The 12,564-nt window shown below is 65.1% G+C and carries 11 protein-coding genes; 3 read left to right on the top strand and 8 right to left on the bottom strand.

Annotated features, from left to right (window positions below; genetic code table 11):
* Positions 1-5 precede the first annotated feature (5 nt).
* The 8 genes from tssH to HV681_RS12340 all read right to left on the bottom strand — a co-directional run bounded on the left by tssH (position 6) and on the right by HV681_RS12340 (position 9,560).
* The gene (gene tssH / locus HV681_RS12305) at positions 6-2,717 is read right to left on the bottom strand and encodes a type VI secretion system ATPase TssH (protein WP_175123328.1); all 2,712 of its coding nucleotides are present in this window, start codon (positions 2,715-2,717) and stop codon (positions 6-8) included.
* 22 nt (positions 2,718-2,739) lie between these two features.
* Positions 2,740-3,831, bottom strand: coding sequence for a type VI secretion system baseplate subunit TssG (tssG, locus tag HV681_RS12310; protein ID WP_175123329.1), 1,092 nt, complete (start codon positions 3,829-3,831; stop codon positions 2,740-2,742).
* Positions 3,795-5,633 carry a type VI secretion system baseplate subunit TssF gene (gene tssF, locus HV681_RS12315; protein WP_175123330.1) on the bottom strand — a complete coding sequence of 613 codons (1,839 nt, stop codon included), beginning with the start codon at positions 5,631-5,633 and terminating at the stop codon, positions 3,795-3,797. The genes tssG and tssF overlap by 37 nt, the downstream gene beginning before the upstream one ends.
* Positions 5,634-5,684: 51 nt before the next feature.
* Positions 5,685-6,170, bottom strand: coding sequence for a type VI secretion system baseplate subunit TssE (gene tssE, locus HV681_RS12320; protein ID WP_105237423.1), 486 nt, complete (start codon positions 6,168-6,170; stop codon positions 5,685-5,687).
* Positions 6,171-6,234: 64 nt separating this feature from the next.
* On the bottom strand, positions 6,235-6,738 hold the full coding sequence (locus HV681_RS12325; RefSeq protein WP_105237422.1) for an Hcp family type VI secretion system effector: 504 nt from the start codon (positions 6,736-6,738) through the stop codon (positions 6,235-6,237).
* 48 nt (positions 6,739-6,786) lie between these two features.
* Positions 6,787-8,280 (bottom strand): type VI secretion system contractile sheath large subunit, encoded by a 1,494-nt coding sequence (tssC, locus tag HV681_RS12330; protein WP_175123331.1) that lies wholly within the window; start codon positions 8,278-8,280, stop codon positions 6,787-6,789.
* A complete protein-coding gene (gene tssB, locus HV681_RS12335; protein WP_008168611.1) occupies positions 8,273-8,788 on the bottom strand; it encodes a type VI secretion system contractile sheath small subunit in 516 nt (171 codons plus the stop codon). Before tssB ends, tssC begins: the two co-directional genes overlap by 8 nt.
* A 70-nt stretch (positions 8,789-8,858) precedes the next feature.
* Entirely contained in the window at positions 8,859-9,560 is a 702-nt protein-coding gene (locus tag HV681_RS12340) for a tetratricopeptide repeat protein (RefSeq protein ID WP_254594948.1), read from the bottom strand.
* A 156-nt stretch (positions 9,561-9,716) separates the two neighbouring features.
* On the opposite strand from HV681_RS12340, the gene tssJ reads away from it, so the two are divergent.
* The 3 genes from tssJ to HV681_RS12355 all read left to right on the top strand — a co-directional run bounded on the left by tssJ (position 9,717) and on the right by HV681_RS12355 (position 12,561).
* Positions 9,717-10,334 (top strand): type VI secretion system lipoprotein TssJ, encoded by a 618-nt coding sequence (gene tssJ / locus HV681_RS12345; RefSeq protein ID WP_175123332.1) that lies wholly within the window; start codon positions 9,717-9,719, stop codon positions 10,332-10,334.
* An 84-nt stretch (positions 10,335-10,418) separates the two neighbouring features.
* Complete coding sequence (gene tssK, locus HV681_RS12350) at positions 10,419-11,765, top strand: type VI secretion system baseplate subunit TssK (RefSeq protein ID WP_175123333.1); 1,347 nt, start codon at positions 10,419-10,421, stop codon at positions 11,763-11,765.
* A gap of 16 nt (positions 11,766-11,781) precedes the next feature.
* A complete protein-coding gene (locus tag HV681_RS12355) occupies positions 11,782-12,561 on the top strand; it encodes a DotU family type IV/VI secretion system protein (protein WP_175123334.1) in 780 nt (259 codons plus the stop codon).
* Positions 12,562-12,564: the final 3 nt, after the last annotated feature.

Genomic DNA, 12,564 nt, shown 5'->3' on the forward strand with positions numbered 1-12,564 from the left:
CCTCGTCAGCTCATCCGGAACCGGAACTCGCCGTTCTTGCCCGCAGTCACACGGATCTTGGCGATGGCCTCACCCTGCGACATGCGGCCAAGCACCTGCTCCGCGATCTCCGGCAGCAGCGCGCCGTTCAAAATGTGGTCCACATTGCGCGCGCCGGTGTCGACCTCGGTGCAGCGGGCCAGCACGGCTTCCACCAATCCGTCGTCCCAGTCGAACGCCGCGCGGTGCGTGGCCTGGACGCGGCGCGCGATGCGGCCGAGCTTCAGGCCAATGATGTGCGCCAGCGCGTCGTCGTCCACCGGGTAGTACGGAATCGTCTTCATGCGGCCCAGGAACGCCGGCTTGAACGCCTTGTACAACTGCGGCGCCAGCAGTTCCGCCAACTGCTCCGGCGACGGGCGCTCACTGGCCGGCTTGTTCAGGCAGGCCTGCATGATGGTGCTGGACCCCACGTTGGACGTCAGGATGATGAGCGTGTTGCGAAAGTCGATCTCCCGCCCTTCCGCATCGTCCATCACCCCCTTGTCGAACACCTGGAAGAACAGTTCCAGCACATCGGGATGGGCCTTTTCTATCTCGTCCAGCAGCACCACGCTGTAGGGCTGGCGCCGCACCGCCTCGGTCAGCACGCCGCCCTCGCCGTAGCCGACATATCCGGGCGGCGAGCCCTTCAGTCCGGAAATGCTGTGGGCCTCCTGGTACTCGCTCATGTTGATCGTGACCAGCTTGCGCTCGCCGCCATAAAGAATGTCGGCCAGCGCCAGCGCCGTCTCGGTCTTGCCCACGCCCGACGGGCCCACGAACAGGAATACGCCCTTGGGCTTGTCCGGATCTTCCAGCCCGGCGCGGGCCGTGCGCACACGTTGCGCGATGGCATGCAGCGCGTGGTCCTGGCCGATGACGCGCTCGGCCAGCATGGGCTGCAATTGCAGCACGGTGCGGATCTCGTCGTTCACCATGCGGCCCAGCGGAATGCCGGTCCAGGCGGAAATGATCTCGGCCACGATCTGGGCGTCCACGCAGGCGGGCACCAGCGGCTGCTCGCCTTGCAAGGCGCGCAGCTCGTCCATCAGCCCGGCCAGACGCTGCTGCTCGGGCGTAAGCGGCGCGGGCGCCGGCTTGCGGCGTCCGGAGGCCGGCGCGGCGGATGGCGCAGCAGCCGCATCCCCGCTCGGCCCTTCCTGCCCCTGGGCTTCGAGTTCGGCGCGCAAGGCCTGGATCCTGTCGACGAGCGCCATCTCGGCCGCGTGACGCCCTTCCGCCTCGGCTAGCGCCGCTTCCACGCTGGCGATCTTCGCGTCCAGTTCCGCCAGCCGCGCCTGCGGCGCCCCCGTGGCGGCCTCGCGGCGCAGGGCCTCCCGTTCGGTGCGCAGCCGCGTCAGGCGATGGCGCGCATCGTCGATCAGCGCCGGCGTGGCGCTGCGGCCCAGCGCCACGCGCGCGCAGGCGGTGTCGAGCACGCTGACGGCCTTGTCCGGCAACTGACGGCCCGTGATGTAGCGATGCGACAGCCGCGCGGCCGCAACAATGGCCTCGTCCAGGACGCGCACACCGAAGTGGCGTTCCATCAGCGGCGCCATGCCACGCAGCATTGACGCCGCCAGCGCCTCGTCCGGCTCCTCGACCTTGACGACCTGGAAGCGCCGCGCCAGCGCAGCGTCCTTCTCGAAGTACTTCTTGTATTCGCTCCAGGTCGTGGCGGCGATGGTGCGCAGCTCGCCCCGCGCCAGGGCGGGCTTGAGCAGATTGGCGGCATCGTTCTGCCCCGCCTGCCCGCCCGCGCCGATCATCGTGTGCGCCTCGTCGATGAAAAGAATGATGGGCGACGGGCTCTTCTTGACCTCGTCGATCACGTTCTTCAGGCGGTTCTCAAATTCGCCTTTCACGCTGGCCCCGGCTTGCAGCAGGCCCATGTCCAGCACGCGCAACGTGACGCCGGCCAAGGCGGGCGGCACGTCGTCCGCGACAATGCGCAGCGCCAGCCCCTCGACCACCGCAGTCTTGCCCACGCCCGCCTCGCCGGTCAGGATGGGATTGTTCTGCCGCCGGCGCGTCAGGATGTCGATCATCTGGCGGATCTCGGCATCCCGCCCAATGACCGGATCGATCTTGCCTTCCCGCGCACGCTCGGTGAGATTGGTCGTGTACTGGTCCAGCGCGGGCGTCTGCGACAAGCCCGGCGCGGGCTGCCCGGGCGCTTCTTGCCCACCCGCGTCATCGGCCAAGCCCACCGCCTGCCCCGTCTCCTCCGACCCTTGCGTCAGGGCGGCGAAATCATGTTTCAGTTCGTCCAGCCGGAACGATTCGAACAGCGGCGAGCCCCGGCGCGCCAGTTGCGCCAGGTCCGGCTCCGTCAGCAACGCCAGCAGCAGATGCCCGGAACGGATCCGCGTGGTCTGCGTATCCAGCGACGCGATCAGCCACGCGTGCTCGAACAGCTTGGGCAGATGCGCCGAAAACACGGGCGTACGCGTATTCCCATTCTTGAACCGGTCGATCTCCGCCTTCAGATCGGCTTCCAGCGCATCGGCCTGGATGTGGCAACGCCGCGCAATGATGCTCACGTCGCTGGCCGGCTTTTCCAGCAGCGCCAGGAACAGATGCTCGAGATCCACCTCATAGTGCCCTTGCGCCATGCACAGGCTGGCCGCGCGCTCGGCGGCCTGGCGGCAGGTCTGATTCAACTTCCCGATCAACGTCTTCAGCGGAGTGGCCATGAGTCTTTAGCTTGTCTTCGGTTCAATGGATGGTGTGCAGTTCATAACTGGCGTCATCGCGGTCCTCAGCGGCCGGCCCGGTGCACAGAAAAGAATTCCAGCCCAGGCGCACGTCACCGCCCTCGCCGAGCTGGCAGGGCATGACGCTCTCGCGCGCCAGCACCAGCCTCACTTCGTATTCGAAAGTCATGCCGCCGAACATCGTCAACAGCTTTTCCAGCGCCTGCGCGCGCTCGCCACCCGGCAGGAAATCGGCGAAGGCCTGGCGCGGCAGCGGTCCGATCCACAACCGGATGCGCAGGTCGCGCTGCCAGATGCGATCGCCCGCCAGGGCGGACACGCCGAGTACCGCGCCCGGCTGTCCCAATCGGGTACGGTTCTGCGGCGGCACGTCATACCAGCGCCCCACGAACTGCTCCACGCGCAGGGGCACGCCGAAGTAGTCCTGCAACACGCGCTGCAGCATCGGCGCCGAAACAGGCCGCTGGCGCGCGGCCGCCGCGTAATGCGCCACGGACTCGTCGAACACTTTGCCCGCGCCGCTGTGCAACCGGTCGCGTAGCGCCGGGTGACCGATCCCACCCAGCGCCAGCAACAGCGGCAGAAAGTGATGGTCCTGTTCGGTTTCGTGCCGCAGCGGCATGCGGTACTTCTTCCACGCGGCGTAGAACAGCGCCGCCGCCCGGTTCGAGAAAATATCGAAAAAGGCGCGCGCGCCGCGGTCGCGCCGCAGGCTCTCCCGGTTTGCCAGCATCTCGGAATAATGCAGCGGCAGCGCCCCCTGCCCGCCCAGCAGACCAAAGAACGCCGGCGTCACTTCCACACGGCCCAACCGTCCCTCGGCAATGGCAGCCTGGCGCGCCGCCTCGTCGGCCAACGCCTCGCCGTCCTTGTCATACGCCACCGCATCGACGACTTCGCTGGGCGGGAACGCCAGCCCGGGGGCATTGGGAAAGCGCAGGTGCACGGGAACCGTATGGCGCGTCGCGCCGCGTTCCTGCCGCGCGAAGCACTGCTCGAGCAGACGTACGGCCTGGAAAAACTTGAAGCGCTGCGGCTCTGCCAGCAGCGCGTCCATCACGCTAGGATGGCGTCGCCGTTGCATGGGGGGCATCGTAGTAATTCCTCTGCGCCGCGGCGCGACAACACGACCAATTGCACAAAGCTGTTGGCGTGCACGTACAGGCCAAAGAAGCGGTTGATGACGGCAACGAATGTATGCAGGCTCGTGCCCACGAAGTGATCTTCATTGACGGTCAGGCGGATCTCGATCCCGCGCACGAACGTGGCGAAAGGCTCGCCCGGCATCCAGTGCGTGGCCGGCTTGTAGTCCAGGCCGATCAGTCCTTCGATCTGACGCGCGGCGACCGCCGACCCGGACAGGTCGTAAAGGCGCAGCGTTTCCTTCAAGGCGGGCAGGCCGCTCTGCACGAGGGACAGATGGTTCAGCGCCAGATGCGAAATCAACCGCCAGTGGGCGGCGCGCCCCTGCTGGAAACGGTGCGAATGCGTCGGCCGGCGCAGCATCCGGATGCTGCGCGCCACCGTGCCGCCTTCCAGGAACAGGTCGCCGCCCGACTGGCCCACCGCGATGCTCGCCGGCAGGTCGCGATTGGTGCACGTCAGGTCCAGGCTCAGGGTTTCGGTCTGCGGCACCGAGGGATCGAAATCGATGTCGACGATGGAAATCTCGGTCTCGTACCCCGGGCTGCGTTGCGCCATCGACGCATCGCGCCGCATGGTCCAGTAGTGGCCGGCAGACTCCGGCGATTCGCCGTGATGCAGCGAGTAGAACGGCCGGAAGTCCACCACCGTATCGTTCTGGGCGTTCTGCCGCACCTGACGCACGCGATCGATGGAATAGACCTCGTATCCGTACGCGCGACGCGCATCGGCCACCACCGGATACGACGCCGCGGCGTGCGTCACGCGGATCGGATCGGCGCGCTGCGCAAACAGGTTCACCACCGGCGTGCAGCCCAGCCGCAGGTTGTCCGCCGATGTCGATTCGAGCAGACGCGCCGTGTTGGAATCGGCGCGCACCCCGCTGACCGGCACATGCAGCGTAAATTGCCGCACGGCGCCCAGATGGGGACGCAGCGCGCTCAGGTCGATATCGACGAAATTGAATTTTTCGGCGAACACGAAGTATTCGGCCAGCAGGCGGTACGCCGGGTGCGAGCTGGCGGGAAAGTCGATCAGCGCATCTTCCTCGGCCAGCCCGACCTGCGCCAGCGGAATCGTGGCCAGGCGGTCCCACCGTCCCGGCTGCAGCTCGACATAGGCCGCAGCCGCGCGCAGGAACAGGGCGTCGCGCAGCGCCGCCACGAACGACGGTTCGCCGTGCAGATAGACACGCAGCCGGTCGACGCCCGGCATGCCGAAGTGCTGGTTCTCGCCCAGGCAGCCCAGCGTAATGGAGAAGCGGCCCGTGACGCCGGCCGGCAGCTTGGCCGTGGCCGGCGCATTGGCGCTGGACTCGAACGCCGCGCGCCGGACCTCGATGGGGGCCAGCGTGACGTCATAGGCGGTGCGGAAGCGGCACGCCACCCCGCGTACCGGATGGGATTTCAGTTCGGTGCCTCGCCCGATGCGCACGGGTGCGGTCAATTGCGCGCCCGCGCCGCCCAAGTCGAACTGCGCCACGCTGCACGAAGGAAACGGCCGCAGATAATGCGGATACATCACCTCGAACAGCGCTTCGGTGAATTCGGGGTAATCGTCGTCCAGCTTCTTGTTGATGCGCGCGCTCAGCAATGCGAACGACTCGATCATGCGTTCGACGTGCGGATCCTCGCAGGTCTCGCCCGACAGCCCCAGCCGCGCAGCGATCTTCGGATAACGCTCGGCAAAATCGCGCGACGAGGTGCGCAAGAAGCCAAGTTCGCGCTCGTAATAGGGCAGCAATTCTTCCATTGATGTCTTCCTGTCCGGCGCGCCAGGGCACCTGCACCGCGGGTTGATGCGCTAGACCGTGGCCGGGCTTTTGGCCCAACCCTTGGTCACGGAGTACTGCAAGGTCGAGGGCTGCAGCGTGGCGTCGAAGGTCACGGGCTCGTGGGCGGGCCCCACATCCAGCATGGCCGTGATCGCGAAATACAGCACCGACGTCGCCCGGCTGTCGACCTGCAGCATGACCCGCACGTGCGTCAGCCGGGGCTCGTGGCGCGCAATCGCCTGTTCGAGCGAACGGCAGATGAACTCGCGGTCGTAGTGGCTGGCCAGGCTGAGTCCCGAAAAGTCCGACAGCCCGTACGTCAGCACGGAACGCCGGCAGTTCGGGTAGCGCCGCAGGTCCTCCTCGGTGAACACCATGCGGGTGTTCAGCAGCGCCTCGATGTCGCGCGCCACCGTCTCTTTCATCTCCTCGATCGACAAGCGCCGCAAGGCATAGGGCGACTGGCCCTCTGCTTCGAACAGCTTGTCGAAGAGACTCGGTTCGAATCCTTTCATCGGGGCCTCAAAAGAAGGACGGCGACCCTCTCGGGCCGCGGTCTTCGTGCCTGCCCGGCGGAGATCAGACCGAGTAGGTCTTGTCGTTCTTGGTCAGGCTCCAGGCGCCCTGGGCGTTGCCGCCCTGATTGCCGCCCACCTTCTGCTGCGTGTACTTCCACTGCACGGCGGCGTACTTCAGCGAGAACGTTTCGTGCGGCAGGCCTTCGGCCACGACTTCCGGCGCCACGCGGGCAATGATCACGTACTTGAGCTTGATCTCCAGGTACTTGACGCGGTTGCCCTCGCCGTCGGCGCGCAGGAAGTCGATGGTCACTTCGTCAAAGGTGGTGCCGCCCGACGCGTGCTGATACAGCAGCGGGCTGACAACGTCCAGATCCTTGGTGAAGACCATTTCGCCGTGTTCGGTGCGCTCGGCGGTATGGCCGCCCGAGGTCGATGCGGTGGCCGAACGCGGCTGGATGATCTCGTGGCGCCACGAACTGACTTCGATCCAGTCCGGATGGTCCTTGTCCTGCGACTCGCCCTTGAGCGCCGGATTGCCGAACTTGACGTAGATGTCCTTCATTGTTGATAGCCTCTTCAGATGATGGATGAGTTGTCAGTGCAATGACGCTCAGGATTTCTGGGCCTGCGCCGGCAATTCGGCGACCAGGCGCAATGAGATCGAGAGTTCGTCAAGCTGGAAATGCGGCCGCAGGAACGCCACGGCACGGAAGACGCCAGGGCGGCCTGGCACCTCGGCCACTTGCACCGATGCTTCGCGCAGCGGGAACTGCGCCTTTTGTTCCTGCGTCGCGTTGTCGTCCAGCAGCACGTACTGCGATACCCAGCGATTCAGGAAACTCTCTACGGACTGCGCCGATGCGAAGCTGCCGATCTTGTCGCGCATCATCGCCTTCAGGTAGTGCGCCACGCGCGATACCGAGAAGATGTATTGCAGCTGCGCCGACAACACCGCGTTGGCGTTGGCGCTGTCCGTGTTGTACTTCTTGGCCTTCTGCACCGATTGGGCGCCAAAGAAGGCGGCGTAATCCGAATTCTTGCAATGCACCAGCGGGATCAGGCCCTGATCGCTCAGTTCCTTTTCGCGCCGGTCAGTGATGGCGATCTCGGTCGGGCACTTGAGTGCGATTTCGCCGTCGTCCGTCTTGAACGTATGCGTGGGCAGATTCTCGACCAGGCCGCCGCCTTCGACGCCGCGGATCGCCGCGCACCAGCCGAAGTCCGCAAATGCCGCCGTCAAGCGAGCGCCGAAGGCCCACGCGGCGTTGCACCAGAGGTACTTGGAATGGTCGGTGCCGTCCACGTCCTCGACGAAGTTGAAGCCTTCGACCGTGGTGCCTTCCACCGGGTCGTACGGCAGGCGGCCCAGAAAGCGCGGCATGGTCAGGCCGACGTAGCGCGAATCTTCCGAATCGCGGAAGCTGCGCCATTTGGTGTATTCGACGGTATCGAACACCTTGGCCAGATCGCGCGGGCGACCCAGATCGGCAAAGCTGTCCAACCCCAGCAGCTCCGGCGACGCCGACGCGATGAACGGCGCGTGCGACGCGGCCGCCACGTGCGACATCTGCTCGATGAAATACATGTCCTCGGGCTGGCGCGTGATCTCGAAATTGCCCAGCAGCGCCCCGAACGGCGCACCGCCGAACGTGCCGAATTCCTCTTCGTACACCTTCTTGAACATCAGGCTTTGATCGAAGTCGATCGCGGTCTGGAAATCACGCACCAGGTCGCGCTTGGTCGTGTTCAGCACCTTGATCTTCAGCATCGGGCTGGTGTCGGTCTCCTGGCACAGGTAGTGCAGGCCGCGCCAGGTGCTCTCCAGCTTCTGGAACTCGGGCGCGTGCATCACTTCGCTGAGCTGGGCCGAGATCAGGCGGTCGAGCTCGGCGACGCGCGCGTCCAGCATGGCCGACAGGTTGTCGGACACGACGACGGTGCCCTTCATCACCTCACGCACCAGCTCGCCGATGATGTCCTTGGCGCGGTCGTGCTCGGCGGTGGACTTGGCGACGCGGCTTTGCTCGACGATCTGGTCCAGCAGCCCGCTTTGCGCTTCGGTGGCGGTGGCGGCGGTGTTTTGTGCGGCGGCGGAATTACTCATTGCGGCCTCCCTTATCGGTCTCGCTGGTGAGCTGTTGCAGCTTTTCGGTGCTGGTCAGCACTTCGCCCAGCAGGTCTTCCAGCTTGTCGTTGCCGGCAAGCTTGTTGCGCAGATCGGCCAGCTTGGTGCGGATGTCCAGCAGCTCGCGCAGCGGATCCACCTGCTGCACGACGGCTTCCGGACGGAAGTCCTCGATGGAGCGGAATTTCATGTCGACGCCGAACGTGCCGCCTTCATCAGTCAGGCGGTTCTTCACGCGGTACGCCGCGCGGGGCTCCAGCCCCCGCATCACGTCGTCGAAGTTGTCGACGTCGATGTTGACGAACTTGCGGTCCTTCAGACGGGGCAGCTCGGCCTCGGACTGCGCAGAGAAGTCGCCCACCACGCCGACCACGAAGGGAAGCTCCTTCTGTTCGATGGCGTCGCCCTTCTCCACGTCATACGTGAGCTGAACGCGCGGCGGACGGACTTTCTGCAATCGTTTCTGAACGCTTTCTTTCTTGGCCATGGACGGCTCCGTGCAAAGGATCTTGTCTGTCGGTCGGGGAGACGCCGCCATGGCGGCGCCCCAAGGCGAATCACTTGGTCAGCAGGTCGCCGAACGGATTCGGCGCGCGATTGGGCTGCTGGGCAGGCGGGCTGGCGGGTTGTTGCGAAGACGGGGACGCGGCGGGGGATGCGGCAGGCGACGCTGCGGCGGGCGATCCTGCGGCAGGCGATCCTGCTGCTGGCGCCCCCGCATTGGGCAGCGCCGCTGCCGGTTTGACTGCGGGTGCCGGATCCACCTTGCGCGGTTGGCGCGGCCGGGGCGGCGGGCGGCGTCCCTCGGGGAACAGGACGTCCTGGCCCAGCGTTTCACGCATCGCCTCGGCCAGCGCGACGGCGTCCGGGCGGGCGTTGCCGGCCAGCAGCGCGTCGGCGCGCACATCGGCCAGGGACTGCATGGCCACGCGCAGGCCACCGACGGCGCGCACCGTCTTGGCCACGAAGTCATCCGGATCGCGGCTCAACGTTTCGTCGGCGGCCACGATCGCCTGCCCGTACTTCTGCTGGTCGAAGCGGATCTTTGCAATGTAGGACCAGGGTTCGCCCTTGGACGGATTGCGCTGCGCGATCTCTTCAAATTGCGCGACAGCCTGGTCAGCGTCTTTCTGCGCCAACGTCTTTTCGGCGTCGGCCAGGGACTGCTTGTACTCGGCTTCGGACTGCGGCTTGACCGACACACAGCCGGTCATCAATGCAACGACACCTGCGATGACAACGAGGCGGAAGAAGGGCATTTTTTAAGCACCTAGCAAGGTTGTAACCAGGGGCCGTATTTCATCAACCTTTTGTTAGTGCAGCGCTACAGCACGTTTCTTCATGTTACTTGCGTCGAATTTGCACGTATCGTGCCGTGATCTGTATTGCTTCACACACTTCCGGTATAAAGAGCCATGTCCAAACATATCCGTTTATCACGTTTGTTCACGGGGTTGTCGTGTGCGCTCGCGAGCACCGTCCTTACTGGATGTGCAGCCGTTTCGGCCATCGGCGCGGTGGCCGGTTTGACGGGCAATGCGATGGAGATGGCGGGCCTGAAAAAGCCCGAAAACGCGCCTGTGGAAGTGAACCTGGCGATTCACGCCGGAGAAAATTTGAATGCCGGCGCCGGCCAGGCGATGGCGGTCGTTACAAAAATATACTACCTGAAGAATCCTGAGCCATTCCAGCGTGCGCCGCTCACGCAATTGATAGACACTGCCGGGGAAAAGGCAGCGCTGGGGGAATCAATGCTGGGTTCGCGCGAGCTCACGCTCACGCCGGGACAGCGTTACGAAACCGTCGAAAAAGTCCCCAAGCAAGCCGATTACATCGCTGTCGCCGGGCTGTTTTATGCACCCGCGCCCATGCGTTGGAAGTACGTATTCAAAGTCGAGGATGTGGAAGACGACGGCATCGTACTGGGCGCGCATGCCTGCGCGCTGACGGTGGCCAAGGGCCGCCCCACGTTGCCTGCGGGCGTACCCGCCTACGACCCGTCACGCCTGTCCGGCGTGCAGTGTCCAGGCTGAAGCATCAAAGCCGCCCGCCGTTCACATCCTTCAATTCTTAAAGCAATAGAGAAACCAGGAAAGACGAAACAGGGAGCGCGTATTTTGAGTTACTCCGCCAAAGTCCTTTGGGGCGAAGGTCTGTTCCTCCGGCCGCAGCATTTCCAGCGGCAGGATGCGTATCACGAAGATCGGCTGGCCGAAATGGCCCGCGTGTTGCACCCCTATGCATGGGGTCTGCGCTCTGCGCGTTTCGATGCCTCGGCGCTCGCCAACGGCATGCTGCGCGCCACCGAAATGAGCGCCGTGTTTCCGGACGGCGAACTCTACAGCGCGCCGCACGGCGATGAACTACCACCGCCTGTCGCGTTGACCGCGCTGGATGGCGTGACCGAAGCCGTGTTCTATCTGGCGATCCATCCCTTGAAGGCAATCGGCGGCAACTACCGCGACGCCCAGACGTCGGGCAGCTTCGATTCCCGCTACACGCACAGCAATACCCCCGCCCCCGATCTCTACACCGGCGCGGCCTCCGCCGAGCTCGCATTCCTGCGCAAGGACGTGCGCCTGATCTCCGAATTCGAACCGCGCGACGAACTGCTGGCAATTCCCGTGGCGCGTGTGCGGCGCACGGCCAACGCCAGCTATGAACTGGACACGACCTTCATTGCGCCCAGCCTGTCGCTGACCGCCTCGGGCGCCCTGCACGAGCTGCTCCGGCGGCTGCTCGACGCCTTGCAGGCCAAGGTCAACGCGCTCTATGGGTTTCATCGCGAACCCAGCAAGAACATCATCGAGTTCCGCTCCGGCGACGTCGCCTCGTTCTGGCTGCTGCATACCGCAAACGAGGCCTACGCCACGCTGTCGCACCTGTTCCATCACCCGCAACTGCATCCCGAGCGCCTGTTTCAGGAACTGGCGCGGCTGGCGGGCGCGTTGATGACCTTTTCCAAGGTGCACACGCTGGCGGATCTTCCCGTGTATCGCCACGATGCGCCCGGACCGGCGTTCGCCCGCATGGACGAGATCCTGCGCGACCTGCTCGAAACGGTGATCTCGACCCGGTACTTCTCGATCGTGCTCGAAGAGTTGCGTCCCTCGTTCCACATGGGCCGCCTCGACTCGGAAAAGCTGGACGAGACCACCTCGCTGTATCTGGCGGTGCAGGCCGCGATGCCCGCCGCCGAACTGGCCGAGAGCGTGCCCATGCGCTTCAAGGTGGGCGCGCCGGAAGACGTGGACAAGCTGGTGCTGTCCGCCATGCCGGGCGTGCCGCTGTCCTATACGCCGCAGGTGCCGCCCGCCGTGCCCGTCAAGCCGGGCGCTGTCTATTTCGCGTTGCAGACGCGCGGTTCGTTGTATGACCGCATGCTGCAGGCGCGAAGCATTGCCATCTATGCCCCCGCCGGGATTCCCGAACTGAAGCTGGATCTGATCGCAGTGACTCGCTGACAGGAACGACACCGCCATGACTGCTGACGCCCCCTCCCTGATGCCTGGCGCAACGCTGCCGCCGCACGCGGCGGCCTTTCACGCAAGCCGTCCCGCCAGGTCGTTGCTGGATCTGATGTACGACGGCTTCCTGATGCTGTTTTTGCTCAAGAGCGGCCAGGAGCCCGCCGACGCGGCCGCCTTCTCCGCCCACGTGCAGCAATTCCTGGCGGACTACGAGCGCGCCGCCAAGAAAATGGATATTCCCGCCGAGGACGTGTACGCGACCAAGTACGCGTTCTGTGCCGCCGTGGACGAGACCGTGCTCAATTCCGGTTTCGCGATCCGCGACGCCTGGATGCTTCAGCCGCTGCAGCTTGCGCTCTTTGGCGAGCAACTGGCGGGCGAGAACTTCTTCGCCCGGCTGGAGGATCTGCGCGCGCAGGGCGCCCCGCGCCTGCAATCGCTGGAGATCTATTACATGTGCCTGCTGCTGGGCTTCCAGGGCAAGTACCTGATCGAAGGCCAGGAAAAGCTGGGCTATCTGACCGCGCGCCTGGGCGACGAGATCGCCCTGTTGCGCGGCAAGCGCACCGGCTTTGCGCCGCACTGGCCGCTGCCCGACAAGGTGGCGCACACGCTCAAGCGCGACGTGCCGCTGTGGTCGATCATGGCGTTGTTCGCATTGCTGGGCCTGCTCGCCTTCCTGGGCATGGGCCACTTCCTGAACACGGAAATGCAGACCGCGATGGCGCCCTATCACGACATCGTCAAGCTGGGTCCGCGTGCCGCGCACCTGACGATTTCGCTGCCCTAGCGG

The organism is Achromobacter animicus, assembly GCF_902859585.1.
Lineage (GTDB): Bacteria > Pseudomonadota > Gammaproteobacteria > Burkholderiales > Burkholderiaceae_B > Achromobacter > Achromobacter animicus.